Annotated in this window: 19 protein-coding genes and 1 rRNA gene; 4 read left to right on the top strand and 16 right to left on the bottom strand. The window is 63.3% G+C overall.

All coding sequences use genetic code 11. The annotated features are described in order from the left end of the window. Window positions 1-472 precede the first annotated feature (472 nt). The 4 genes from ACUYMZ_RS05275 to ACUYMZ_RS05260 form a co-directional block, all read right to left on the bottom strand. Window positions 473-1,998, bottom strand: a 16S ribosomal RNA gene (locus ACUYMZ_RS05275). 470 nt (window positions 1,999-2,468) lie between these two features. Further along, entirely contained in the window at window positions 2,469-6,134 is a 3,666-nt protein-coding gene (locus ACUYMZ_RS05270) for a 1,4-alpha-glucan branching enzyme (RefSeq protein WP_481602337.1), read from the bottom strand. Between the two features lies 1 nt (window position 6,135). After that, entirely contained in the window at window positions 6,136-7,932 is a 1,797-nt protein-coding gene (gene treS / locus ACUYMZ_RS05265) for a maltose alpha-D-glucosyltransferase (protein ID WP_426006079.1), read from the bottom strand. Continuing rightward, window positions 7,932-10,019 (bottom strand): alpha-1,4-glucan--maltose-1-phosphate maltosyltransferase, encoded by a 2,088-nt coding sequence (locus ACUYMZ_RS05260; protein ID WP_481605816.1) that lies wholly within the window; start codon window positions 10,017-10,019, stop codon window positions 7,932-7,934. The genes treS and ACUYMZ_RS05260 overlap by 1 nt, the downstream gene beginning before the upstream one ends. A 125-nt stretch (window positions 10,020-10,144) precedes the next feature. On the opposite strand from ACUYMZ_RS05260, the gene glgP reads away from it, so the two are divergent. Next, window positions 10,145-12,772 carry an alpha-glucan family phosphorylase gene (gene glgP / locus ACUYMZ_RS05255; RefSeq protein ID WP_481602336.1) on the top strand — a complete coding sequence of 876 codons (2,628 nt, stop codon included), beginning with the start codon at window positions 10,145-10,147 and terminating at the stop codon, window positions 12,770-12,772. 76 nt (window positions 12,773-12,848) lie between these two features. Here the strand turns inward: glgP and ACUYMZ_RS05250 are convergent, their stop codons facing one another. From ACUYMZ_RS05250 to glgX, 3 genes are read right to left on the bottom strand one after another with little or no spacing between them, the layout of a single operon-like run. After that, on the bottom strand, window positions 12,849-13,208 hold the full coding sequence (locus ACUYMZ_RS05250) for a barstar family protein (protein WP_481602335.1): 360 nt from the start codon (window positions 13,206-13,208) through the stop codon (window positions 12,849-12,851). 6 nt (window positions 13,209-13,214) lie between these two features. Beyond that, window positions 13,215-13,430: a hypothetical protein gene (locus tag ACUYMZ_RS05245; protein WP_481602334.1), complete on the bottom strand. Its 216-nt coding sequence runs from the start codon at window positions 13,428-13,430 to the stop codon at window positions 13,215-13,217. Between the two features lie 26 nt (window positions 13,431-13,456). Further along, entirely contained in the window at window positions 13,457-15,571 is a 2,115-nt protein-coding gene (glgX, locus tag ACUYMZ_RS05240; protein WP_481602333.1) for a glycogen debranching protein GlgX, read from the bottom strand. Window positions 15,572-15,692: 121 nt separating this feature from the next. Between glgX and ACUYMZ_RS05235 the strand changes: the two genes are divergently transcribed. Next, a complete protein-coding gene (locus ACUYMZ_RS05235; protein ID WP_481602332.1) occupies window positions 15,693-16,502 on the top strand; it encodes a carbon-nitrogen hydrolase family protein in 810 nt (269 codons plus the stop codon). A gap of 335 nt (window positions 16,503-16,837) precedes the next feature. On the opposite strand, the gene rlmB is transcribed toward ACUYMZ_RS05235, so the two are convergent. The 6 genes from rlmB to ACUYMZ_RS05205 all read right to left on the bottom strand — a co-directional run bounded on the left by rlmB (window position 16,838) and on the right by ACUYMZ_RS05205 (window position 21,624). After that, a complete protein-coding gene (rlmB, locus tag ACUYMZ_RS05230) occupies window positions 16,838-17,830 on the bottom strand; it encodes a 23S rRNA (guanosine(2251)-2'-O)-methyltransferase RlmB (protein WP_426006074.1) in 993 nt (330 codons plus the stop codon). A 90-nt stretch (window positions 17,831-17,920) separates the two neighbouring features. Next, the gene (cysS, locus tag ACUYMZ_RS05225; protein ID WP_481602331.1) at window positions 17,921-19,399 is read right to left on the bottom strand and encodes a cysteine--tRNA ligase; all 1,479 of its coding nucleotides are present in this window, start codon (window positions 19,397-19,399) and stop codon (window positions 17,921-17,923) included. Between the two features lie 35 nt (window positions 19,400-19,434). Further along, complete coding sequence (locus ACUYMZ_RS05220) at window positions 19,435-19,776, bottom strand: hypothetical protein (RefSeq protein WP_481602330.1); 342 nt, start codon at window positions 19,774-19,776, stop codon at window positions 19,435-19,437. Next, a complete protein-coding gene (ispF, locus tag ACUYMZ_RS05215; protein WP_481602329.1) occupies window positions 19,769-20,293 on the bottom strand; it encodes a 2-C-methyl-D-erythritol 2,4-cyclodiphosphate synthase in 525 nt (174 codons plus the stop codon). Before ispF ends, ACUYMZ_RS05220 begins: the two co-directional genes overlap by 8 nt. After that, window positions 20,293-21,075 carry a 2-C-methyl-D-erythritol 4-phosphate cytidylyltransferase gene (gene ispD, locus ACUYMZ_RS05210; protein ID WP_481602328.1) on the bottom strand — a complete coding sequence of 261 codons (783 nt, stop codon included), beginning with the start codon at window positions 21,073-21,075 and terminating at the stop codon, window positions 20,293-20,295. The genes ispF and ispD overlap by 1 nt, the downstream gene beginning before the upstream one ends. A gap of 66 nt (window positions 21,076-21,141) precedes the next feature. Further along, the gene (locus tag ACUYMZ_RS05205; RefSeq protein WP_237429851.1) at window positions 21,142-21,624 is read right to left on the bottom strand and encodes a CarD family transcriptional regulator; all 483 of its coding nucleotides are present in this window, start codon (window positions 21,622-21,624) and stop codon (window positions 21,142-21,144) included. Between the two features lie 293 nt (window positions 21,625-21,917). Between ACUYMZ_RS05205 and ACUYMZ_RS05200 the strand changes: the two genes are divergently transcribed. Continuing rightward, complete coding sequence (locus ACUYMZ_RS05200) at window positions 21,918-22,454, top strand: hypothetical protein (RefSeq protein ID WP_426007485.1); 537 nt, start codon at window positions 21,918-21,920, stop codon at window positions 22,452-22,454. Between the two features lie 81 nt (window positions 22,455-22,535). Here the strand turns inward: ACUYMZ_RS05200 and ACUYMZ_RS05195 are convergent, their stop codons facing one another. Both ACUYMZ_RS05195 and ACUYMZ_RS05190 read right to left on the bottom strand, forming a co-directional pair. Continuing rightward, window positions 22,536-23,216, bottom strand: a complete 681-nt coding sequence (locus ACUYMZ_RS05195) for a winged helix-turn-helix domain-containing protein (protein ID WP_481602327.1) — start codon at window positions 23,214-23,216, stop codon at window positions 22,536-22,538. Further along, window positions 23,213-24,472, bottom strand: coding sequence for a sensor histidine kinase (locus tag ACUYMZ_RS05190; RefSeq protein WP_481605814.1), 1,260 nt, complete (start codon window positions 24,470-24,472; stop codon window positions 23,213-23,215). Before ACUYMZ_RS05190 ends, ACUYMZ_RS05195 begins: the two co-directional genes overlap by 4 nt. A 198-nt stretch (window positions 24,473-24,670) precedes the next feature. Between ACUYMZ_RS05190 and phoU the strand changes: the two genes are divergently transcribed. Then, window positions 24,671-25,324 carry a phosphate signaling complex protein PhoU gene (gene phoU, locus ACUYMZ_RS05185; protein WP_481602326.1) on the top strand — a complete coding sequence of 218 codons (654 nt, stop codon included), beginning with the start codon at window positions 24,671-24,673 and terminating at the stop codon, window positions 25,322-25,324. 64 nt (window positions 25,325-25,388) lie between these two features. On the opposite strand, the gene ACUYMZ_RS05180 is transcribed toward phoU, so the two are convergent. After that, window positions 25,389-26,135 (bottom strand): phosphoglyceromutase, encoded by a 747-nt coding sequence (locus tag ACUYMZ_RS05180; protein WP_426006067.1) that lies wholly within the window; start codon window positions 26,133-26,135, stop codon window positions 25,389-25,391. Between the last annotated feature and the right edge of the window lie 98 nt (window positions 26,136-26,233).

Genomic DNA, 26,233 nt, shown 5'->3' with positions numbered 1-26,233 from the left:
AGAAATTGCTACGAACACACACACCCAACAGGTGCATGCGTCCAGATGCTCGCGTCCACTATGTAGTTCTCAAACAACAACCCCAACAACCACCCCCACCACACAACCCCACAAAAAAGAGGGGCACCCGTGTGACAAGGAAACGGCCGCAGGAAAACAAAGAAACACCAGAAACGTGTCTCCCCGCAAAAAGCTGCGTGAAGGTCCTGTTGCCTCAGGACCCAACAGTGCGCCAAACACAACCCCCACCACCAACACCCCGGCACCTTCCAAACAACCCCACCACAAAAGGGCAGGACCGCCGTACTAACACCAGAACACCAGCAGCAAAAACCATGCCACCACAAAAAATGATTCGTTGATATTCCACCCATGAGCACCCACCGCAGAACATCCGCCTGCGCAATGGGCAACACTGACAACCACCAACACCCCCTACAGGGGCACCGGCAAGTTGTTAGCAGCTCCTTAGAAAGGAGGTGATCCAGCCGCACCTTCCGGTACGGCTACCTTGTTACGACTTAGTCCCAATCGCCGGTCCCACCTTCGACGGCTCCCCCCACAAGGGTTAGGCCACCGGCTTCGGGTGTTACCAACTTTCGTGACTTGACGGGCGGTGTGTACAAGGCCCGGGAACGTATTCACCGCAGCGTTGCTGATCTGCGATTACTAGCGACTCCGACTTCATGGGGTCGAGTTGCAGACCCCAATCCGAACTGAGACCGGCTTTTTGGGATTAGCTCCACCTCACAGTATCGCAACCCTTTGTACCGGCCATTGTAGCATGCGTGAAGCCCAAGACATAAGGGGCATGATGATTTGACGTCGTCCCCACCTTCCTCCGAGTTGACCCCGGCAGTCTCCTATGAGTCCCCGGCCGAACCGCTGGCAACATAGAACGAGGGTTGCGCTCGTTGCGGGACTTAACCCAACATCTCACGACACGAGCTGACGACAACCATGCACCACCTGTAAACCGGCCGCAAGCGGGGCACCTGTCTCCAGGTCTTTCCGGTCCATGTCAAGCCTTGGTAAGGTTCTTCGCGTTGCATCGAATTAATCCGCATGCTCCGCCGCTTGTGCGGGCCCCCGTCAATTCCTTTGAGTTTTAGCCTTGCGGCCGTACTCCCCAGGCGGGGCACTTAATGCGTTAGCTACGGCGCGGAAAACGTGGAATGTCCCCCACACCTAGTGCCCAACGTTTACGGCATGGACTACCAGGGTATCTAATCCTGTTCGCTCCCCATGCTTTCGCTCCTCAGCGTCAGTTACAGCCCAGAGACCTGCCTTCGCCATCGGTGTTCCTCCTGATATCTGCGCATTTCACCGCTACACCAGGAATTCCAGTCTCCCCTACTGCACTCTAGTCTGCCCGTACCCACTGCAGAACCGGAGTTGAGCCCCGGTCTTTCACAGCAGACGCGACAAACCGCCTACGAGCTCTTTACGCCCAATAATTCCGGATAACGCTTGCGCCCTACGTATTACCGCGGCTGCTGGCACGTAGTTAGCCGGCGCTTCTTCTGCAAGTACCGTCACCCCGAAAGGCTTCTTCCCTACTGAAAGAGGTTTACAACCCGAAGGCCGTCATCCCTCACGCGGCGTCGCTGCATCAGGCTTGCGCCCATTGTGCAATATTCCCCACTGCTGCCTCCCGTAGGAGTCTGGGCCGTGTCTCAGTCCCAGTGTGGCCGGTCACCCTCTCAGGCCGGCTACCCGTCGTCGCCTTGGTAGGCCATTACCCCACCAACAAGCTGATAGGCCGCGAGTCCATCCAAAACCACAAAAGCTTTCCACCACCATGACATGCGCCAGATGGTCATATCCGGTATTAGACCCAGTTTCCCAGGCTTATCCCAGAGTCAAGGGCAGGTTACTCACGTGTTACTCACCCGTTCGCCACTAATCCCCCCAGCAAGCTGGAGATCATCGTTCGACTTGCATGTGTTAAGCACGCCGCCAGCGTTCATCCTGAGCCAGGATCAAACTCTCCGTCAAAGTAAAACAAAAACGAAAACACAACAACCCCCACCGGAAAAAGACAGGAGAAGCCATGCAAAAATCTGAAACCAGCTGAAAACCAAACCACCACACACGGGGGTGCACGGCGGCCCGGCAAAATCCAACCAATCAAAAAACAATCGGTATCAACAAACTTGGCACACTATTGAGTTCTCAAACAACAGGTCACAAACCAGCACCACCACCAACCACACAGGCCAGCAGATCGCTCCGGAGCAACTTTTCAAACTTACCCGCTGGATTCCTCCGAGTCAAATCAACAAGCTCAACCTGATTTCCTTGCGGTTTTCGTGTTGGGCTGTGCGATCTCTCGTGGGGATCAGCGCGGGTACTAACTCTACCACCGCCTCAGCCGAATCGCAAAGTCACCCTGAACAAGGGAAAGACCCGGCCCCCGCGGAGTTCATCACCCCCGGGACCGGGCCCCTCAGACAGCCCGCGGCGGACTAGGAGTCCAGCGTGAACCAGGCCGCACCCAACGGAGGCAGCGTCACGGTCAACGCTGCAGGCTGTCCGTCCGTACCTGGAGTGGCGGCCACCAGCGAACCGTTGTTCACCACGCCCGAGCCACCGTATACCTCGGAGTCGGTGTTGAGGACTTCCTTCCACTTCCCTGCTTCCGGAACTCCAAGAATGTAGTCGCGGTGGGGACCGCCGGAGAAGTTAACCGCGCATACCAGCGCTTTCCCGTCGTGATCCCAGCGGATGAAGGACAGGACGTTGTGGTCCGCGTCCCCGCCATTGATCCACTGGAAGCCGCCGGCCTCGTTGTCCCTGACGTGGAGCGCCGGCGTGGACGAATACAGGCCGTTGAGGTCCTTGACCAACAGCTGCAATCCACGGTGGGCAGGGATATCGGCCAGGAACCAGTCGAGTCCGTACTGCTCCGACCACTCTGCTTCCTGCCCGAATTCGGTGCCCATGAAGATGAGCTGCTTGCCGGGGTGCGCCCACTGGTAGGCAAAGAATGAGCGCAGGTTGGCCAATTGCTGCCACCGGTCACCGGGCATCTTCCGCAACATGGAGCCCTTGCCGTGCACTACCTCGTCATGGCTGATGGGCAGCAGGAAGTTCTCGGAGAACGCGTACACCATGGAGAAGGTGATGGTTCCGTGGTGCCACTTGCGGTTGATGGGGTCCTCGGAGATGTACTTGAGCGAGTCATGCATCCAGCCCATGTTCCACTTCAGCCCAAAGCCAAGGCCGCCATGGTTGGTGGGAGCAGTAACTCCGGGGAACGCGGTGGATTCCTCCGCGATGGTCACAGCTCCGGGGTGTGTCTTGTAGACCGTGGCATTCACTTCCTGCATGAAGGAGATGGCCTCCAGGTTCTCACGCCCGCCAAACTTGTTCGGCTGCCACTGTCCTTCCTGCCGCGAGTAGTCCAGGTAGATCATGGACGCCACGGCATCAACGCGCAATCCGTCGATGTGGAATTCATCAAGCCAGTAGAGGGCGTTGGCCACCAGGAAGTTCCGCACTTCCCGCCTGCCGAAGTCGAAGATCAGCGTGCCCCAGTCCGGGTGCTCGCCGAGGTTCGGGTCCGAGTGCTCGTAGAGTGGCTCACCGTCAAAACGGGCCAGGGCCCAGGAGTCCTTGGGGAAGTGCGCAGGTACCCAGTCCAACAGCACGCCGATGCCGGCCTGGTGAAGGGAATCGACCAGGAAGCGGAACTCGTCCGGGTGGCCGAACCGCGAGGTAGGCGCAAAGTAGGAGGTGACCTGGTAACCCCAGGAGCCGCCGAAGGGGTGCTCCGCCACCGGCATGAACTCCACGTGGGTGAAGCCGAGCCACTTCACGTAGTCCACCAGTTCCTTGGCCAATTCCTTATAGCCAAGGCCAAGGCGCCAGGAGCCAAGGTGGACCTCGTAGACGCTCATGGGCGAGTTGTGCGGGTCCTTCCGCGCCCGTGCTTCCATCCACTCGGAGTCCTTGAACCGGTAGTTGGAGTCGATGACGCGGGAGGCCGTGAGCGGCGGAACTTCAGTGCCGAAGGCCAACGGGTCGGCCTTTTCCACCCAGTGACCGGCCCGCGTGAGGATCTCGTATTTGTAGCACGCCCCTGCTGCAACGCCGGGAATGAAGACCTCCCAGACACCCGAGGATCCCAGCGAACGGAGGGCATGGTGGCGGCCGTCCCAGCCATTGAAATCGCCCTTGACGCGAACAGCCTGCGCGTTGGGCGCCCAGACGGCAAAGGAGGTGCCGTTCACGTCGCCCAGTGACGTCCGGTAGCTCTGCAGGTGCGCTCCCAGCACGTCCCACAGCCGTTCGTGGCGGCCTTCACCGATCAGGTGCAAGTCCATTTCGCCCACGGTCGGCAAGTAGTGGTAGGGGTCATCAATGGTGACGGGATCGGCGTCGTACACCACCTCCAAACGGTAGTCGGGCACGTGCCCGTGCTGAAGCGGTTCCACGACAGCCACCCAGATGCCGTGTGCCTCATGCTCCATGGGGGTCCGGCCGGCTTCGGTAACCACCGTGGCTGAGGTGGCGAGGTGCTTCACCGTCCGTATGGTGACGTGGCCGTGGTCGTCCAGGTGTGCGCCCAGGATGGAGTGCGGGGCGTGGTGTGCCCCGGCTGCCACACGGGCCAAGGTCTCAGGGTCCACGTGGAGGGGAACCCGGGGCCGTTCGGTGCGTGCAGAGCCTGTCATGTCATTACCTTCCGCTGTAGCTGCCGCGTTTCCGCCGCTGCTCGTGTTGTCGAGGATCCGCCGGGATGCGTTGACCGGAATGGACAGCCAGTCCGGTCTGTTCCGCAGCTCGTAGACCACCTCGTATAAGGCCTTGTCCAGCCACAATGCCACAAAGAGCGGCGAGCGGCGGTCTATGGTTCCCGGGTTAACCTCTCCGTACCCAGCCAGGAACGCTTCCGCACAGTCATCCACCCACGAATCGGGCACTGACGCTGCCGGGTTTTCTCGGACGGCCGCTCCTGCGGCGTAGTCGAACGAGCGGAGCATGCCCACGACGTCCCGCAGCGGCAGGTCGGGAGTATTGCGCTCGTCAATGGTGCGCAGGGGTTCGCCCTCAAAGTCCAGGATGGCCCAACGGTCCGGTGTCCCGCCGGTTCCGGGCACCTTGAGGATCTGGCCCAGGTGCAGGTCGCCGTGGACCCGTTGCAGGCGTTCGACCGCTGTGGCGTCGACGTCACCGAGCAGGGATTCCAGGCTTGAGTCGTAAGGCCCGACGGCGGCAGCAGCTTCCGCCCATGAGGCACGGATGCGTCGGGTCAACTCGGCGACAACGGCGTTCCCCTGGCCCTCGCCGGCATCGGCTCCGGAAGTTCCGAAGGTCTCCGCAAGCCTGGCATGGACGGTCGCGGTAGCGGCACCAAGTCCGTGGGCCTCTTCGGTGAAATCCTTGCCCGAAGACGCAGCCTCAACAGCCAGGCGCCACGCATCCTGCCCGCCGGCAAGGAATTCGTGTGCCACAGTCAGTTCGCCGGCAGCAGGGCCGTTGCTGTCCGAAGCGTCCCAGGACCCCGTGATCCACCCGAGCGTTGCCGGGACCTCGCTGGTCCCGGCCGCGGTAAGGGCTGCTCCCAGTTCCACCTCCGGGTTCCTGCCCGCAGCCAGCACACGGAAGATCTTGACGATCGCTGCCGAACCGCCGTCGTCCACGATGACTGAGGTGTTGGACTGCTCGCCGGAGAGGACCCGTACGGAGGTCGGCTGAGCGGGAAGGGTGACACGTCCGCGGGTCAGGTGCCCCTGCACCAGACCGTTGCCCACCGCGGATTCCAACCGCATGAGCCCAAGCCATGCGGTCACGAAGCCGGCATCGAAGACCGCGTCGTACACCAGGCGGAGCCCCAGCTTCGGATCGGTGAACTCCCCCAGCAAGGCTGTGGGGGCATCTGCCAGGGGCTGGGTCCGGAAGCTCAGCGGCACCTGGACCACATCGGTGCGGGGGCCGCCGTCGGACGTTTTGTACGTCACGGCCAGCAGCAGGACCTCCAACCCGGCAGCGCCGCCCGGGTCCTGCAGCGTGAACCCACCCACGCGCTCCAGCCCAAAGTCCGGGCTTTTTACCGGAAACCACCGCTTAGTGGGAAGCCAGCTCCGGAGAAGACTTTCAATCGAGGGGTTAAGCGTTCCCTTGCTCATCTCATCCTTTCGTCGACACCACTGGGATCGCCTGCGTCATAGGCGACGAGGGATTGGAAAAAGCTGAACGAAGCCGCAGCCAGTAAAAGGCGTGGCTCCCCAGCATGACGGTCAGGTGTCCGTTGTCCCCTACAGCGGGAAACGGCTGGCCGCCGAAAATATCGCGGAAACCCCTGCCGGCAAACTCCGGCAGGTCCAGGGTGGCGGCTACAGGGTGCTGGGACAGGTTGAAGACGCACAGGATGGTCTCCGGGTCCTCCCCCTCCGGGTTGCCCGGCACAAGCTCCCGCACGTACGCGAGCACTACCTCGTGGTCCGCCTCGATGTTCCGGTAAGACCCCAGGCCGAAGGCCGGGTGGTTCCTGCGTACGCTCAGGATCTGCCGGGTCCACCGCAGCAGCGACCCGGAATGGGCAGCCTGCGCCTCCACGTTGGCCATGCCGTAGTTGTAGACCAGGGACTGGATGACCGGCAGGTACAACTTGCCCGGATCCGCGGCGGAGAAGCCCGCGTTGCGGTCCGGGTTCCACTGCATGGGCGTGCGCACGGCGTCGCGGTCGTCCAGCCAGATGTTGTCCCCCATGCCGATCTCGTCGCCGTAGTACAGGAACGGGCTGCCGGGCATGGACAGCAGCAAGGCGTTGATGAGCTCGATCTCGGCGCGGGAATTGTCCAGCAACGGCGCCAGCCGCCGGCGGATGCCGATGTTGGCACGCATGCGCGGGTCCGGTGCGTACCAGCCGAGCATCGCGGCACGCTCGTCGGCAGTGACCATTTCCAGGGTGAGTTCATCGTGGTTGCGCAGGAAGGTTCCCCACTGGGCGCCGCGCGGAATTTCCGGGGTCTCCCTCAGCGTCTGGATGATCGGGGCGGCTTTCTGGTCCCGCAAGGCGTAGTACAGCCGGGGCATGATCGGGAAGTGGAAGGCCATGTGGCATTCCGGATCATCGTCCGTGCCGAAGTATTCCACCACCTCATGCGGGGGCTGGTTGGCCTCTGCGATGATCACACGGCCGGGGTAGTTGGCATCCACCATGCGCCGCAGGTCCCTGAGGAAGGCGTGCGTGGCAGGCAGGTTTTCGCAGTTGGTTCCCTCTTCTTCGAACAGATACGGAACCGCGTCGGCCCGGAACCCATCGATGCCCTGGTCGAGCCAGAAGCGGACGACGTCATAGAGCGCCTCGATGACGGCGGGGTTTTCGAAGTTCAGGTCAGGCTGGTGGCTGAAGAACCGGTGCCAGAAGAACTGGCGACGGATGGGATCGAACGTCCAGTTGGACTCTTCCGTGTCCACAAAAATGATGCGTGCGTCCTGGTATTTCTCGTCAGTATCGCTCCACACGTAGAAGTCGCCGTACGGACCCGTGGGGTCTTTCCTGGATTCCTGGAACCAGGGGTGCTGGTCCGAGGTGTGGTTCAGTGGCAGGTCGATGATGACCCGGACGCCCCTGGCGTGGGCTTCTGCCACCAGACGCTTGAAGTCGCTGATGGTACCGAATTCATCCAGCACGGACGTGTAGTCGGCGATGTCGTAACCGCCGTCGCGCAGCGGCGAATGGAAGAACGGCGGCAACCACAGGCAATCGACACCCAGCCATTGGAGATAGTCGAGTTTGTCGATCAACCCGTGGAAGTCCCCGGACCCATCCCCGTTGGTGTCCGCAAAAGCCCGGACCAGTACTTCGTAGAAAACTGCCTTGCGGTACCAGTGCGGATCATGCTGGAGACCTGGGGCGTTCAACTCGAAGGTGTTCTTCGGAGTGAAGTACTGGCTCGGGTTCTGCGGGGAAAAACTCACTAAGGCTGCCTCCTGATGTGGAGGATGTGTGCGGGCTCGTGGTGGGCGTCAAGCCGGACGTAGTTGTGTTCTCCCCATTCCCAGCTTTGGCCGCTGATGAGGTCGTCCACCCTGAACCGGCCGTCCTCGTTGTAGTCTCCCGGGTCCAGCTGCAGCGCCGCCAGGTCCAGGGAGACCGTGCTCTCGCGGACGCTGTGCGGATCCACATTGACCACGATGATCAAGGTGTCCTTGGTGCCGTCCGGCAGCGTCTTGTGCTTGGAGTACACCACCGTGGCGTCATCCGTACTGCTGTGCAGGGTGAGGTTCTGCAGGTCGCCCAGCGCCACATGCCCCTTGCGGATCGCGTTGAGCCGGGTGATGAAGGGAGCCAGGCTGTGGCCGGACGCCGCCGCGCCTTCCCAGTCGCGGGCCTTGTACTCGTACTTTTCGTTGTCGATGTACTCTTCCGCGCCTGGCCTGGCCACATGCTCATACAATTCGTAGCCCGCATAGACACCCCAAAGCGGGCTGGCAGTGGAGGCGAGGACCGCCCGGATTTTGAACGCCGCCGGGCCGCCGTACTGGAGGTACTCGGTCAGAATGTCCGGGGTGTTCACAAAGAAGTTGGGCCGGAAGAACGGTGCGCTTTCGTGGCTGACCTCGTGGAAGTACTCCTCAAGTTCAGTCTTGGTGTTCCGCCACGTGAAGTACGTGTACGACTGCTGGAAGCCCGCCCGACCCAGGGCGTGCATCATGGCCGGCCGTGTGAAGGCTTCGGCAAGGAAGACAACTTCGGGGTTCTTTTTGTTGATCTTGCCAATCAGCCATTCCCAGAACCACACCGGCTTTGTGTGCGGGTTGTCCACCCGGAAAATCTTGACGCCATGGCTGATCCACAGCTGGACGATCCTCAGGATTTCCTTGGAAAGGCCTGCCGGATCATTGTCGAAATTCAGCGGATAAATGTCCTGGTATTTCTTGGGCGGGTTTTCCGCGTAGGCAATGGTTCCGTCCACCCGCGTGGTGAACCACTCAGGATTCGAGGTGACCCAGGGGTGGTCCGGAGCAGCCTGCAAGGCCAGGTCCAAGGCCACTTCCAGGCCCAGTTCGTTGGCGCGGGCCACGAATGCGTCGAAGTCCTCGAAAGTGCCCAGGTCCGGGTGGATGGCGTCATGGCCGCCGTCCTTGGAACCGATCGCCCACGGAGAACCGGGGTCCTGCGGGCCCGGAGTCAGGGTATTGTTGCGGCCCTTGCGGTGCTGGAAACCGATCGGGTGGATCGGGGGCATGTAGATGACGTCGAAGCCCATCCCGGCCACGGCATCCAGCCGCTTAGCGGCAGTCCGGAAGGTGCCCGAGGTCCACACGCCGGTGGCGTGGTCCAGGACTGCGCCCTCCGAGCGCGGGAAGAACTCATACCAGGCGCCGCGGCCCGCCAGGTCACGTTCCACCTGCAGGGGGAACCGCTCCGAGACCGTCACCAGTTCGCGGATGGGAACACGCCCGACGGCGGCCAGCACCTCGGGGCTGAAACCGGCACCAAGGCGCTCCTCGGCAGACCGGGTGGTGTCGGCGAGCGCAACTGACGCGGCGCGGAAGGTGCGCTTGTCCGCAGCGCTGCGTCCGGCGTCGTCATCTGCCGCTTCCGACAGGAGGGCTGCGCCCTCGGCGAGCATCAACTCAACATCGATTCCCGCAGCGACCTTGACCTCGGCGTTGTGGTGCCAGGTGCCGTAGCGGTCGTGCCAGGCCTCGATCACGAAGGACCAGGCACCGGTGCCTGCCGGGGTCAGCTGGCCCACCCAGCGGTCACGGCCCTTCCAGCGTTCCTCCTGGGAAGGTGAAAGGCGGACACGCTGGCGTTCCCGGCCGCGGGGGTCGAGCAGCACTGCCGACACGCCGAGCTGGTCATGGCCTTCGCGGAACACCGTGGCACTGACGGCGATGTCCTCGCCCGGGAGTGCCTTGGCGGGAAAGCGGCCACCCTCTACCACCGGCTGAACTGCCGTGATGGGGAACCGGCCGAAGCGAAGTCCGTCGGTGATGTCCGTTTTTGTCTTGGATTTCAGGGCGGTCAAGGTTCGCGAGGTAGTCGTCACAACCACGACGTTAGCGACAAAAATCACAGAATGCTAAGCACACGACCTATCTTCTTGACGCAAGGTGTCTTTTACCTAAAAGAAACCCAAAGCAGTTCCGACTGCCATGTGAGTCCGTTAGTGTGGCGCTCGTGAAGGCAATTCGAAGGTTTACAGTCCGTACCGTCCTCCCTGAGCCCATCCGGCCTTTGGCCCGGTTGGCCACCAACCTGCGTTGGTCCTGGCACCGGCCCACGAGGGAACTTTTTGCGAGCCTCAACCCGGCTCTCTGGGAGGCAGCGCAGCACGATCCGATCGCCCTGCTTGGCTCCATCAGCCGCGAGCAGCTGCAGGACCTTGCCAACGACGGCGGGATCGTCAACCGCATACAGGAAGCGGCTTCGGACCTTGACCGCTACCTCAGCGAACCGCGCTGGTACCAGGGGCTTGGGGAGGAAGCACCCAGGTGCATTGCCTACTTCTCCCCCGAATTCGGAATCACCGAGGTCCTGCCCCAGTACTCCGGCGGCCTGGGCATCCTCGCCGGTGACCACCTCAAGGCAGCTTCCGACCTCGGCGTGCCGCTGATCGGCGTGGGCCTCCTGTACCAGGCCGGGTATTTCAAGCAGTCCCTGTCCCGGGATGCCTGGCAGCAGGAAACCTACCCCGTGCTGGACCCGGACGGCCTGCCGCTGACGCTGCTGCGCTGGCCTTCCAAGGAAGACGGCACTCCCGGCAAGCCGGTCCACATCTCCCTGCCGCTGCCCAACGGCCGTGAGCTCCACGCGCATGTCTGGCGTGCCGACGTCGGACGCGTTCCCCTGCTGCTGCTGGACTCAAACGTGCCGTCCAACGACGAAGCCGCGCGCGGCATCACGGACCGCTTGTACGGCGGCGGCGGCGACCACCGCCTGCAGCAGGAGCTCCTCCTGGGGATGGGCGGCGTCAAGGCCCTGCGCGTCTACCAGGAACTGACCGGCACTCCTGCGCCGGAGGTCTTCCACACCAATGAGGGCCATGCAGGTTTCCTGGGCATTGAACGTATCCAGGAAGCCATGGCCGACCCCACCGCTCCCCTGACGTGGGAGGAAGCCCTGGCAGCCGGCAGGTCGTCCACGGTGTTCACTACGCACACGCCCGTGCCGGCCGGCATCGACCGGTTCGAGGCAGTGCAGATCAAGCATTTCTTCGACGCCGGACTGGCACCCGACGTGCCCGTGGACCGGATCCTGGAACTCGGCCGCGAGAACTTCGACGGCGGCAACCCGGCGGTCTTCAACATGGCGGTCATGGGTCTGCGGCTGGCGCAGCGCGCGAATGGTGTGGCCAAGCTGCACGGCGTGGTGTCCCGCGAGATGTTCTCCGGCTTGTGGCCGGGATTCGACCACTCGGAAATTCCGATTACGTCCGTGACCAACGGCGTGCACGTGCCCACCTGGGTGGATCCGCGGATCTCTTCCCTGGCCCGGCAGCAGTTCGGTGCCGAGGCCGAGGCCCTGGGCCGGTGGGACCTGGCGTACAACGTCAGCGACGAGGACGTTTGGGCGCTCCGCCGCGAACTGCGCGTCCAGCTGATCGAGGATGTCCGGCGCCGCCTGCGTGCCTCCTGGAAGAAGCGCGGCGCCGCGGACGCGGAGCTCGGCTGGACGGAGAAGGTGCTCGATCCCGATGTCCTGACCATCGGCTTCGCCCGCCGTGTCCCCACGTACAAGCGGCTCACGCTCATGCTGCGCGACCCCAAGCGGCTCAAGGCGCTCCTGCTTGACCCCAAGCACCCCATCCAGCTGGTGATCGCCGGCAAGTCCCACCCTGCGGACGACGCCGGCAAAAAGATGATCCAGGACCTGGTCCGGTTCACCGACGACCCCGAGGTCCGCCACAGGATCGTGTTCCTGCCGAACTATGACATTGCGATGGCCCGTACCCTCTTCCCGGGCTGCGATGTGTGGCTGAACAACCCGCTGCGGCCCTTGGAAGCGTGCGGTACGTCCGGTATGAAGGCAGCCATCAACGGCTCCCTCAACCTGTCCGTGCTGGACGGCTGGTGGGACGAGATGTACGACGGCGAGAACGGCTGGGCCATCCCCACGGCCAACAACGGCGCTTCCGCCGATGAGCGCGACACGATCGAAGCCGCCGCGCTCTACGAACTGCTGGAGACCCAGGTGGCACCGCGCTTCTACGGCACCACGGTGGCGCAGGGCGCGGGGGCGGCAGGACCCTCCGAATCCGGTGTGGAAAAGGTGCCTACCCACTGGGTGTCCATGATCAAGCACACCCTGGCCCACCTGGGACCTGCCGTATCTGCGGAGCGGATGCTGCAGGACTACGTCAACAAGCTCTACTGCCCGGCCGCCGTCTCCGGACGCCGGGCAACGGCAGGGTCTTACAAGGAAGCCAAGGAGCTGGCCGCCTGGATCTCCAAGGTGCGCAGCGCCTGGCCGGAGATCGTGGTGGAGCACGTGGACTCCGTGGGCCTGTCCGAGGAACCCCAGGTCGGCGACACGCTGCAGGTCAATGCCTACGTGGCCCTGAACAGCCTCACACCGGACGACGTCTCCGTGGAGGTCGCGTTCGGACGCGCTGAGGAATCCGACGAGCTCGAAGACGTGGTGGTAGCCGAGCTCGCTCCGCTGGAGGACCTCGGCAACGGGCGCCACCTGTTCCGCGGCGACCTGGTCATCAACCGCTCCGGTTCCTTTGGATACACCGTCCGCGTGTTCCCGAAGCACAGCGCCCTGGCGTCGAAGGCCGAGTTGGGCCTGATCGCGAACGCGTAAGCCCGCACCACGTAGCCGGCCCGCGTTTTTCGTTGTTGAGAAACAACGAAAAACGCGGGCCGGTGGCATCTGGAACCTATTGCTGGAACACCGCAATCAACGTGAGGTCACGGCCGGCGTAGCGTTCGGCGTCCTGAAGTATTTCGCACACTACGCCAAAGGATCTGTCCGTGCGGTAGGCCGCCGGAACCTGCCAGATCATGGTGACCGGACCGTCGCCGTCGTCGGACAGGGAATCGGCGAAGTCGTGCAGGGAGTCGTTCAGGGCATCCAGGTTGACGCCGTAATACTCGGGGAAATCGAGCACCTGGCCGAACACTTCCAGGACCGCCTTCTTGGTTTCTGCTGGCGGCACCAGGATGGTCCTGCGTCCGGCGTCGGCCACCTGTGCCTGCAGTTCCTCCAGGGTCCAGGTGTCTGCTGAGTAGATCTTCATGGGCTCCTACCTGCCTTCGACGATGAACGAGAACGACTCGTAGTGGTCCGGTGTGTAGTACTTGGCGCCGTGCTTGCCGGCCACGATCCGCCGGGCTTCCTTGGGGCTCTGGCTGGTGGTGCCGGACGCCAGCAGGCCGCCACCCACCATCGAGACAACAAGCACGACGGCGGCAATCACCAAAGCGGCGAAAGCCACCACTTTGCTTCCGCTGCTTTTCATGGGTCCCTTCCTGCTGCTCCGGGTGGTCAGGTGCGGTAGATGTTGATGGTGTTGGCGTGAAGGATGTCCCGCTCCCCTGCAGCCACCAAGGCACCCTTCCGGCGTTCATGCAGCACGGAGGTGGTAAAGCGAAGCTCAAACATGCGTTTGCCGGTTCCCCTGTCGCTGGGGATGTCCGGCAGCACCATCCGAAGATCCTGGTTGCTTCCGTTGACTACCACCAGGCCCCGGACCTCACTGTCTTCATGGCCCATCAGGAGCTGCACGGTGCGGACGTTGGGATCATTCCAGTGCACCGGCGTCATCCGCTTGCCCTTGTCGTCGAACCACTGGAGGCTGGAATTGTTGGCTGTCTCCGGGAAGTCCTCCGGCTGGTGACGCAGGAACCACCGGCGCAGGCGCACCAACTCCCGGGTGGTCCTGAACATGGACACGGCCTCCTGTGGCCAACTCCAGTCCAGCCAGGCAGTGGGATTGTCCTGGCAGTAGGCGTTGTTGTTCCCGTGCTGGGTCCGGCCAAGTTCGTCACCCGCGGTCATCATGGGCACGCCAATGGATAACAGCAGGGTGGCCATGAGGTTGCGCACGGACAGCGCACGGGCAGCTACGATCGTTTCGTTTTCGCTGCGGCCCTCAACGCCGTGGTTATAGCTGCGGTTGTCGCCGTGGCCGTCACGGTTCTGTTCGCCGTTGGCCTCATTGTGCTTTCGGTCGTAGCTGACCAGGTCCTTCAACGTGAAGCCGTCGTGGGCGGTGACGAAGTTGACCGATGCCAAACGGGTCCGCCCGGACGGGGCGAACAGCCCCTGCGACCCTGCCATGAGTTCAGCAAGGGATGCGATGGAGCCACCCTGCCCGCCGGCCTCGATCGCTGCGCGGTCCGATAGCCAGAAACGCCGCACGCCGTCCCGAAAGTGGTCGTTCCAATCTGCCCAGCCCTCCGGGAAACGGCCTGTCTGCCAGCCACCGTACCCCACGTCCCACGGCTCGGCGATCAGCTTGACCCTGGAAAGCACGGGGTCCTCGGCAATGGCCGTCAGGAACGGGTGGTGCGGGTCGAACTGGTTTCCGGAATCCCGGCACAGCGTGACAGCGAGGTCGAAGCGGAAGCCATCCACGTGGAAGTCGTTGACCCAGTACCGCAGGGAGTCGAGGGCAAGGTCGACCACCACGGGATCGCTGAAGTCCAAGGTATTGCCGCAACCAGTGGTGTCCAGGTAGCGGCCGTGGGCGTCGTGCCGGTAGTACCGCTTTTCCGCGAGGCCCCGGAAGCTGGTGGGCGGACCGTCGGGACCGGCTTCGGCGGTGTGGTTGTAGACCACGTCCAGGAGGACTTCGATGCCCGCTGCGTGCAGCAGCTTGATCATGCCCTTGAGTTCGTCCTGCACCGCGTGCGGCCCGGCATTGCGGGCAGCCTCCGTTGCGTAGTCGGAGTGCGGGGCAAAGAATGCCGCGGTGTTGTAGCCCCAGTAGTTGGTCAGGCCGAGGTCCTGGAGGTGGGCTTCGTCCTGGTGGAAATGGATCGGCAGCAGCTGCACTGCGGTGATGCCAAGCTCGGTGAGATGCTGGATCATCACCGGGTGGGCCATGCCTGCATACGTTCCCCGCAAGTGCTGGGGGATGTCCGGATGGAGCATTGTCTGGCCGCGGACGTGGGCCTCATAGATGACGGTGCTCCGCATCGGAGTGCGCGGGGGTTGGTCGTCGCCCCAATCGAATCCGGTAGCCACGTGCACACTGGTCAGGAATTCGCCCCGCTGGTCCACGGCGCGTCCGTATGGATCGAGCAGGAGGGGTTGTCCGCCGTCGTCGTCAAAATCCAGGGAGGGGACCGAGAGGGGAAGGCCCCCCTCAGAGGGAGCCGCGCGGAAGCCGTAGCGTGTGCCGGGCGGCATGCCGCCGACGATGCCGAAATGGACGCCGTCCTCCACGTTGGGAAGAGTGTGGACGCGCCAACCATCACCGGGCGCCTGGTACGCAACCTCAACACGGTCCAGGTCGGGTGCGAATACCGCGACGTTGACCTGGCCGTCCCGGGCGTTGGGCTCACCGAACTGCCCGGGCCGGGGTGCGCTCAGTCCGAGGGGCCCGGGACGCGAGGCATCCGTGGTGGCCGCTGTGTCCAAAATAGGCATAACCATTGCTTGCAAGTTTAGTTCCACGACGAGTAAGTGCGGCCACAGTGCGCCGTGTGACGACATACACGGTGTCTCTTTTGGACAACGTGCCCTAGGTTGGAGTGGAACAACAGGAGGAACAACCGTGCGCGTGGCACTTGCTCAAGTCATTACCGGCCGGGACCTGCAGGAAAACCTGCGGATCCTTGAGGAATACGCCCGGAAAGCCAAAGAGGGCGGAGCGGCGCTGGTGGTTTTCCCGGAGGCGATGATGCGCGCTTTCGGCAACTCCCTGGTGGACATCGCCGAACCGTTGGACGGCCCATGGGCCTCCCGCGTGCGGGACTTGGCTGCCGAACTGGACCTCGTGATCGTAACCGGCATGTTCACGCCGGGTACTGCCTCCGAATCCGGCAAGCCGCGCGTGCGCAACACGCTCCTGGCCACCGGTCCCGGCGTCGAGGCCAGCTATGACAAGATCCACCTTTTCGACGCGTTCGGCTTTGCGGAATCGGACACCGTTGAAGCCGGTACAGCGCCGGTAACGTTCGACGCCGGTGGCCTCACCTTCGGTTTGGCCACGTGTTACGACATCCGTTTCCCGGCCCTGTTCACGGCCAACGCCCAACGTGGTGCCGTGGTCAATATCGTGTCCGCTTCCTGGGGCGCCGGCCCGGGGAAAGCCGATCAGTGGCAGCTCCTGGCCCGTGCCCGCGCCGTTGATACCACCACGTTCGTCCTGGCGTGCGGGCAAGGTGATCCGGCCAGCCAGGGCATCGAAGCCAAAGGCGCGGCGCCCACGGGAGTCGGGTACTCCGCCGTCGTGTCCCCCTTTGGCCAGGTTATGGAAGGACTCCAAGGTGAGCCCGGGCTGATCTTCGCGGACCTCGACGCCTCTGTGGTGGATGATGCCCGCCAGAAGCTCCCGGTCCTTGCCAACCGCCGCGACTTCTAGTCCCTCCCCCGACGCTCTCTCACCAAAAACCACCTTCCGGCCGACGCTCTCTCACCAAAAACCACCTTCCGGCCGACGCTCTCTCACCTAAATCCCCTTTCCTGCCGACGCTCTCTCACCTAAATCCCCTTTCCTGCCGACGCTCTCTCACCTCCCGGGAGGAAGTGAGAGAGCGTTCGCCAAAAGCCGGGGTTATGTGAGAGAGCGTTCGCCAAAAGCCGGGTTTATGTGAGAGAGCGTTCGCCAAAAGCCGGGTTTATGTGAGAGAGCGTTCGCCACAAGCCGGGTTTATGTGAGAGAGCGTTCGCCAGGCGACCGCGGAGCGTTAGCGAGGACTACTGTGCAACGCGCTGGCGCGACACTTCGTACAGGGAAATGCCCACGGCCATGGAGGCGTTAAGCGATTCCATGGCCGAGTCGATGGGAATCGACACAATCTGGTCGCAGTTCTCGCGGACCAGGCGGCTCAGGCCCTTGCCTTCGGAACCCACCACGATGCATACGGGTTCCGTGGCCACAGTGAGGTCCGGCAGTGAGACGTCGCCGCCGCCATCGAGGCCGAGCACAAAGATACCCATGTCCTTGAACTGCTTGAGCGCGTTGTTGAGGTTCGATGCACGGGCCACCGGGACACGGACGGCCGCACCGGCGCTGGTCTTCCAGGCCGCGGCCGTAACGCCCACTGAGCGGCGCTCGGGAACGATGACGCCATGGCCGCTGAAGGCGGAGACAGAGCGAATGATCGCACCGAGGTTGCGGGGGTCGGTGATGCCGTCGAGCGCGACGAAGAGCGGGGCGTTGCCGATGTGCCCCTTCTTCCACTTGGCTACGGTTTCCTCGGCGAGGTCGTAGGCGTCCTGGTACTCATACGGCGGGATCTGCAGGACGAGACCCTGGTGGACAGCGTCTTCGGTCATGCGGTCCAGCTCGGGCTTACCGGTTTCGAGCAGCGGGATGCCGCGCTCGGTCGCGATCTTCAGCGATTCCTTGACGCGGTCGTCCATCTCGATGCGGATGGCAACGTGCAGGGCCTTGGCGGGCACACCGGCGCGCAGCGCTTCAACGACCGAGTTGCGGCCGGTGACGAACTCTTCGGTGGCGCGGCCCTTGGGACCGGAACTGCGGCCCGCGGCGAGGCGGCCGGTACCGCGCTTGGCGGCCGAGCGCTCAGCGAGCTGCTTGTTCTTGTGGGCCTTGTGGTAGACGCGGTCCTCCGCCTTGGGCGTGGGTCCCTTGCCTTCCAGTGCCTTGCGGCCGTGGCCTCCGGTACCGACGGTGGCACCCTTCTTTTTCTTGCGGATTGCACCCGGGCGACCGTGGTTGGCCATTGTTTCCACCTTGCTTGAAGTTGATGAGTCTGCAATCCAGTCTACTGACCCCATGCAATTCGGCTGGCGGGCCGGGGATTCACGCAGGAATCAGTCGCGTTTCAGGCTCCACGTGGCGCCCTCTGCACCGTCCTCCACCACGACCCCCGCAGCCGCCAGGGTATCCCGGATGGCGTCGGATGCGGCCCAGTCCTTGGCCGCCCTGGCAGCAGCGCGGGCCTCGAGCTGGGACTCCACCAGGACTTCCAGCGCGGCATGCTCGCGACCCTGGACTGCTTCGGGCTGCCTCACGGAGTCGAGGCCCAGGACGCTGGTCATGGCGTTCACGCTGTACAACGCCTGCTTGGCTGCCTCAAGGTCGCCGGAAGCCAGGGCGGTGTTGCCCGCCCGGACCGTTTCGTGCAACACACCGAGGGCCTGGGGGACGTTGAGGTCATCGTCCATGGCCGCGGCAAATGCAGCCGGCATGTTCGCCTGCGGGGCCACTGCGTATGCCGCGGGACCCCCCATATCGTGCTTCACTTTGGCCGCGGCCTTGGCGATGAAGCCATCGATGCGGGCAACGGCGGCGGCAGCCTCCTGCAGGGACGTGGGCCGGTAATCGAGCACTGAGCGGTAGTGTGCCTGGCCGAGGTAATACCGGACCACCCGCGGCGACGCCAGTTCCAGCATCTCGGCTGGGCTGACGGTGTTGCCTACGGATTTGGACATCTTTTCGCCCTCGTACGTGACCATGCCGTTGTGCATCCAGAAGTTGGCGAAGTCGTCGCCGGCTGCCTGGGACTGGGCCATCTCATTTTCGTGATGCGGGAAGCGGAGATCCAGTCCCCCACCGTGGATGTCGAATTTTGAGCCCAGGTATTTGGTGACCATGGCGGAGCACTCCAGGTGCCATCCAGGCCTGCCGGCACCCCAGGGCGAGTCCCACTTGGCGGTTTCCGGTTCCCCGTCCTTGTAGCCCTTCCAGAGCGCGAAGTCCCGGGGATCGCGCTTCCTGCTGATGAATTGGGCTTCGACGTCCGTGGCACCCTGCATGTCGTCAATGTTTTGGCGCGTCAGCGAGCCGTACTTGCTCCACGAGCGGACGTCGAAGTAGACATCCCCGGAACCATCGGGGGCGGGGTAGGCGTGGCCCCGGTCAATGAGTCGCTGGATCAGGCCGTGCATCTCGGGGATGTGTCCTGTGGCGCGGGGTTCGTAGGTTGGCCGCTGGACCCCAAGGGACCCGTAGGCTTTCTGGAATTCCTGCTCGTAACGGTAGGCCAAGGCCCACCACTCTTCGTCCTGCCGGGCGTTCGGCTCCGAGGCCCAGTCCGGCCCGAAGGACTGCTCCGACTTGGCCAGGATTTTGTCGTCGATATCCGTGACATTGCGGACCACCGTGACCTTCAGCCCACGGAATTCGAGCCACCGGGTGAGCTGGTCGAAAGCGATGGCGGAACGGACGTGCCCCACGTGCGGCATGCCCTGCACGGTGGCCCCGCAGTAGTACACGCTCGCTTTCCCTTGTTCGAGGGGAACGAAGTCGCGGACTTCAGCGGAGGCGGTGTCATAAAAGCGCAGGGTCACCGCTCCAGATTAGCCGATGACGCGGCATGGACTGCCTACTTGCAGTACTCCCCCACTTTGTTGAACTGCACGGTGAGTCTTTGCTGCTGGTCCTTGGTGGCCGCACCCAGGGACGACGCCGCCGCCTCGTCCATGATGGCTGCCATCTCCTTGATGGGGTCCCCGATTTCCGGGGCCAGATTGCCGGCGATCCCGTGGTAGTGCGCCGCGAGTTGCTTGGACTGCTGCTGCTGGTTGCCGTCGGGCTTGAAGTCGTCCTGGTCCAGGAACGCGCAACTGGCCTCGACGTCCATCCTCTGCTGGCTTGAGCAACCGCCCAGCAGGAGCGCGGCGGCCACCGCTGCGGCAAGGACGACGCCGGCACCCGGCTTACGCATCCGGCGCGCCTTCACGGGAAGGAACCGGATAGACCAAAGCCGTCGCCACAGCGGAAATTCCTTCGCCACGTCCGGTGAATCCCAGTCCGTCGCTGGTGGTTGCCGTGACGCTGACCTGCGCTCCCGCGGCTTCGGACAGCACCCGCTGCGATTCCTCCCGCCGGGGTCCGAACTTGGGCCTGTTGGCCACGAACTGCACGGCAACGTTGCCGATCTCAAAACCGGCGTCACGGACGATCCTTGCCGCTGCCCGAAGAAGCGTCACACCGGAGGCGCCTGCGTACTCAGGGCGGTCCGTTCCGAAGTGCGTGCCAAGATCACCGATTCCGCACGCTGAAAAGAGGGCGTCGGCCGCCGCATGGGCCACGCAGTCGCCGTCGGAGTGTCCGGAAAGTCCCTGTTCGCCTTCCCACAACAGGCCGCCCAACCACAGCGGACAAGGGTCGTCCGCCGGCGCGAAAGCGTGCACATCCACCCCGATGCCGGTCCGCGGAAGAATCATTCCGGCTCCAGCCATCAGCCTTCCACCCACCTGATGCCCAGGGGACCTTCGAGCAGCCCTTCGGCAATGATCAGGTCAAGCGGCGTGGTGATCTTCAGGGACTGGCTGGCACCGCGCACAACATGGACCGGCACCCCCTGGAGTTCCACCAGCATGGCGTCGTCGGTGACCGCCGCGGACTGCTTGTCGTCGAACATGCCGGCGGCGTCATGGGCGCGGCGCAGGGTAGCCACATCAAAACCCTGTGGAGTCTGGACAGCCCGGAGCTCTTCCCTGGGCGCAGTTCCCGTGACGACTTCAGGGGCGATCCGGGTGTCGGAATCGTCGGTGGCCTTCACGGTTTTGATGGTGTCCACTACGGGCATGGCTGGAATGACGGCTTTCGCACCGGAAGCGAGGGCTTCGGAGACGCGCTGGAACACGCGCTCCGGAGTGAGCGCACGTGCAGCATCATGGACCAGCACGGCCTCCGTTCCGTCCTCCAGGGCAGCCAGTGCGGCCCGGACGGAATCCGCACGGGTGCGTCCGCCGTCGACCACCGTCACCTCAGGTCCGCCGTCCACCAACTCGACGGTGAAATCGGCTATGAGCTCGCGCAGTTCCGTATCGCCCATAGGCACGGCGATGCAGATCTGGCGGGCGACATCCGCCGCGACCACTCCGCGCAGGGCGTGCATCAGGATGGCTTCGCCACCCAAAGGGACCAAGGCCTTGGGCTTGCCATAGCCGAGGCGTTCACCGGAACCGGCGGCGACAATGACCACAGCCGTGACGGAACGCTGCGTAGGGTTACTCATGCTGACAAGCGTACTTTGTGGCAAAAAGAAACCCGGCGGCGCTTTCGCACCGCCGGGGATCAATTCTTAGGAAGCCAAGACTTCGTCGAGAACGCTCGCTGCCTTCTCTTCATCTGTCTTTTCAGCCAGGGCAAGTTCCGAAATCAGAATCTGCCGTGCCTTGGCCAGCATGCGCTTCTCGCCTGCGGAAAGGCCGCGATCGTGATCACGGCGCCAAAGATCGCGGACGACCTCCGCCACCTTGATGACATCGCCCGAAGCAAGCTTCTCCAGATTTGCCTTGTAACGACGTGACCAGTTGGTGGGTTCTTCAGTGAACTCGGCGCGGAGTACGTCAAATACGTGCTCCAGGCCTTCCTTGCCCACTACGTCCCTGACCCCAACAAGGTCAACGTTCTCTGCTGGAACTTCAATGGTCAGATCACCCTGAGCCACCTTGAGCTTGAGATACATCTTCTCTTCGCCCTTGATGATGCGCATCTTGATTTCCTCAATTTTTGCTGCACCGTGGTGAGGGTAAACTACTGTCTCGCCGACCTCAAAAACCATGTGGACTTTCCCCTTTCCCGCAGACTAGTCTATCACGATTAAGGCATACGACTGGCATCGAGGGGCCACTCCTGCCGCGTAAATAAAGGGAAACAGGCCTCATGGGGTCACAAACCACCCCTTGACGAAAACCCTGAAAGATGCTTGGAGCAACCACCTGACAGGCTGGTCCTCCCTCGTTGCGTCCGCCACAAAGGCTTCCCGAATCCTTGTTTCGGCCTCTTTGCCGATAGGCTATGGCTGAAAAGTTTTCCAATGACTCTTGAGGAGTAGGTGTCGTGCGCAATTCTGCGATGAACACTGTCCAGCGCGGCAAGCTGGCGATTGCGGCGGCTGCAATCGGCGTCGGCCTTCTGTCCGTTACCGGCTGTGGCTTCGTCAACGCCCAGCAGACCAACCACCAGTACTCGGCTTCGGACGGGATCAAGGCAGATCTCGGCCAGCTGCAGCTGCGCAACATCCTGATCGTCGCTTCGGGAGAGAACGAGCCCGGCCGCGTCATCGGCGCCGTGTTCAACAACGGCAGCTCCGACGCCACGCTGACCATCAACGGCGCGAACGGCGCACAGACCGAGATCCCGGTCAAGGCCAACTCCGAGACCTACCTGAACACCGGCGCCGACGCCGCGATCCTCAGCACGGCAGGCACCATCCCCGGCGGTCTCACCCCGGTGACCATCCGCAGCGGATCGGATTCCGCCACGGTCAACGTCCCCGTTGTTGACGGCACGCTTCCCGAATACCAGGAATACCTGCCTACCACCCCGAGCCCGACGGCCACGCCGTCCTCCACCGCAACCTCCACGGAGTCCGCGGCAGCCGGCCACTAAGGACCGGCCCCACCAGGCACACCAACAAAAGGAAGGGTTCCGCCGCGGCGGAACCCTTCCTTTTGTTGTAGCTTGGGACGCCTACGGCTCGAACTTGTAGCCCAGGCCGCGCACGGTCACCAGGTAACGGGGGGCCGAGGGATCGGGCTCCACCTTGCTGCGCAGCCGCTTGACATGAACGTCCAAAGTCTTGGTGTCGCCCACGTAATCGGAGCCCCAAACCCGGTCGATCAGCTGGCCCTTGGTCAGGACCCGGCCAGAGTTGCGCAGCAGCATTTCCAGCAGCTCGAACTCCTTCAGGGGCAGGGACACCTGTTCACCGTTAACGCTGACCACATGGCGCTCGATGTCCATCCGCACGGGACCGGCCTGCACGGTCGAGGTGATCAGTTCCTCCGGCTCACCCTGCCGGCGCAGGACTGCCCGCACCCGGGCAACCAGTTCGCGGGACGAGTACGGCTTGGTGACGTAGTCGTCGGCGCCGAGCTCCAGGCCTACCACCTTGTCGATTTCGGAATCCTTGGCCGTCAGCATGATCACCGGCACACTGGAACGCTGGCGCAACTGGCGGCACACCTCAGTGCCCGGGGTTCCCGGCAACTGGAGGTCCAGCAGCACGAGGTCGGCCCCGTTGCGGTCAAACTCCACCAGTGCGTCGCTGCCGTTGTCCACTACCTCGACGTCAAAACCCTCTTTGCCCAGGAGGTAGGACAGGGGGTCGCTGAAGGACTCTTCGTCCTCCACTATCAAAATCCGGCTCAAGCGCTGGCTCCTTGTTCTTGGGCGCCCGGTGCGCCCTTGGTGTGAATCGCATGGGGTTCATTGGCGGCCGGGGCCGCCGAAAGTTCTGAGGCGGTCGGTGCGGTGTGGGCCGAAGCCGGCGTCCCGCCGTCGTCATCCTGCCCCTCCATCTCCGGCAAGCGGAGGGTGAACGTAGATCCCTGGCCCGGCTGCGACCAGACGGTCACCTCGCCGCCATGGTTGGAGACCACGTGCTTGACGATGCTCAGGCCCAGCCCGGTTCCGCCGGTGTGCCTGGACCGGGCAGCATCCACCCTGTAGAAGCGCTCAAAGACGCGTTCCTGGTCTTCGGGAGTGAGGCCCTCGCCCTGGTCGGTGACCGAGATAGCCACCACGCCCTCTTTGCTGCGGACACCCACCCCTACGCGGGTATTGTCCGGCGAGTACCGGATGGCGTTGTCGATCAGGTTGCGCAAGGCGGTGACCAGGAGATCCCGGTCCCCGAACACCATGGCCTCCGAGTGTCCTCCCACCACGATCTGGATGTTCTTGCTTTCGGCCGGAAGCTGGGAGCGGTCCACGGCCTCCGTGATGACTCCGTTGATGTCCACGGGCAGGCCCTGCTGTGCCACGTTGGCGCCCTGCAACCGGGAAAGTTCGATGATGTCCTGCACCAGCGCAGCAAGGCGGCCGGACTCCTTGTGCATGCGCTTGGCGAATCTCCGGACGGCGTCCTCGTCGTCGGGAGATGCCTCCAGCGCCTCGGCCAGCAGGGAAATCGCCCCCACAGGCGTCTTGAGTTCATGGGAGACGTTGGCGACGAAGTCGTTACGGATTTCCTCGGTACGGGTAATCTCCGTGCGGTCGTCTGCCAGCAGCACGATGTATTCCTGGCCGAGCATCGCCGCCCTGACCTGGACCACAATGGCGCCCTTGCCCAAGGGTCCGCGAGGCAGCTCATACTGTTCTTCCAGGATCACGCCATCGCGGCGGACCTTAGCTGTCATGTCCAGAAGCTGTTTGTGGACAACGGTGTGGCCACGCACCAGGCCATACGCATAGGCGGCAGGGCTGGCCCGCACGACGCCGTCAATGGCATCCACCACCACGAACGCCCTGCCTACCACGGACAGGACTTCGGCCGCGCCCTCGGGAAGCAGCGGTTCGGTGACATCCAGGTCAACGATCCGGCGCTGCCGTTCACTGATGCGGAACGCGAGCATGCCAAAGACGCCAAGGGACAGGCCAACCAGGCCTGCCACGACACCTATGAGCAATGGATCCACCTGTCCAGCTTATGCTCTGGAAACAGGACAAAGCATGGATTCCATGCCAAACGCGGGCGGTTCAACTAACGTTCATCTAAAGATGCGCAACCGTTCACGGTTGGCTGTCAAAGTTACTGGTTGGATTGCCAATGGTCTGAAATCCACCGCCCGCCGCGGGAACCGGATTTCCAAAGAAAGGACGCCTTAGTGCGCAAGGTTTTTCAAGAGGAGCTCACCCAGGTAGGTGACGACCTCATCGAGATCTCCAAGCTCGTCCACGAAGCCATCACGAAGGCCACCACTGCCTTCGAGGGCGCCGATGTCGATCTTGCCCAGGACGTCATCGCTGCCGACGCCCGCATCGATTTCCTCCAGAACAGCCTGGACGAGCGCGCCATCGATATCCTGGCGCTCCAGGGTCCGGTAGCCAGCGACCTCCGCATGATCGTCGGTTCGCTCCGGATGAGCGCTTCGCTGGAGCGCATGGGTGACCTGGCCCGCCACGTGGCGCAGCTGGCCCGCCTCCGCTACCCCGCCACCGTCATTCCAACGTCGCTGACCCAGACCTTCAAGGCCATGGCCCAGCACGACATCGACATCACAGCCAAGGTGATCGAGCTCCTGGAGACCCGCAACCTTGAGGTCGCGCGGGACATCCTGAAAATCAACATCGCCGTGGACGACCTCCACCTCAGCGTCTTCAAGGCCATTGCCGCCCCGGAGTGGAACGAATCCGCCTCCACCACCGTGGACGTAGCCCTTGCCAGCCGCTACTTCGAGCGTTTCGCCGACCACGGCGTCTCCGTAGCGCGCAAGGTCACCTACCTGGTGACCGGCGAATGGCAGCCCGAGGGTTTCTAACCCAAGCAAGTTAAATACGACGGCGGCCGGGTCACGTAAGGTGACCCGGCCGCCGTCGTTGGTGCTACTTTTTGCCCTGATTGGCGACGGCGAGGATGGCTTCGGCCGCGGCGTCGGGGTCCAGGTAGGTTCCACCGGCGGTGACGGGCTTGAAGTCCTCGTCCAGTTCATAAACCAGCGGGATGCCCGTGGGAATGTTCAGCGAAGCGATGGCGTCGTCGCTGATGCCGTCAAGGTGCTTCACCAGTGCCCGCAGCGAGTTGCCGTGGGCGGTGACCAGGACGGTCTTGCCGGCCTTGAGGTCTTCCTTGATGTCCGATTCCCAGTACGGGAGCAGGCGGACCAGGACGTCCTTGAGGCATTCGGTGCGGGGCAGGGCGTCGCCGAGGTCCTTGTAGCGGACGTCGTTGGCCTGGGAGAACTCGCTGTCGTCGGACAGGGGCGGCGGCGGGGTGTCGTAGCTGCGGCGCCATTCCATGAACTGCTCTTCGCCGAATTCGGCGAGCGTCTGGGCCTTGTCCTTGCCCTGGAGCGCCCCGTAGTGGCGTTCGTTGAGGCGCCAGTCGCGCTTGACCGGGATCCAGCCGCGGTCGGCCTTGTCCAAGGCGATGTTGGCCGTGTTGATGGCCCGCTTGAGGAGCGAGGTGTAGAGGACATCCGGGAGGATGTTGTTCTCCACCAGGAGCTCACCGCCGCGTACTGCTTCCTTGCGGCCTTGGTCGTTCAGGTCAACGTCCACCCAGCCGGTGAACAGGTTCTTTGCGTTCCATTCGCTGTGGCCATGGCGCAGCAGAATCAGCTTGTAAGTCATGGTTTTCATCCTAGCCGAGGGGTCCGATTCCCTGCCGGGCGTTACGTTTGCCGACGTACTCGGCCGGGGCGGTTACGCGGGCCGCGCCCGTTCCCGCT

This window comes from Arthrobacter sp. T572 (assembly GCF_056780115.1).
The sequence above is the reverse complement of the archived record's forward strand: the minus strand, read 5'-3'. Positions and strand labels throughout refer to the sequence as shown.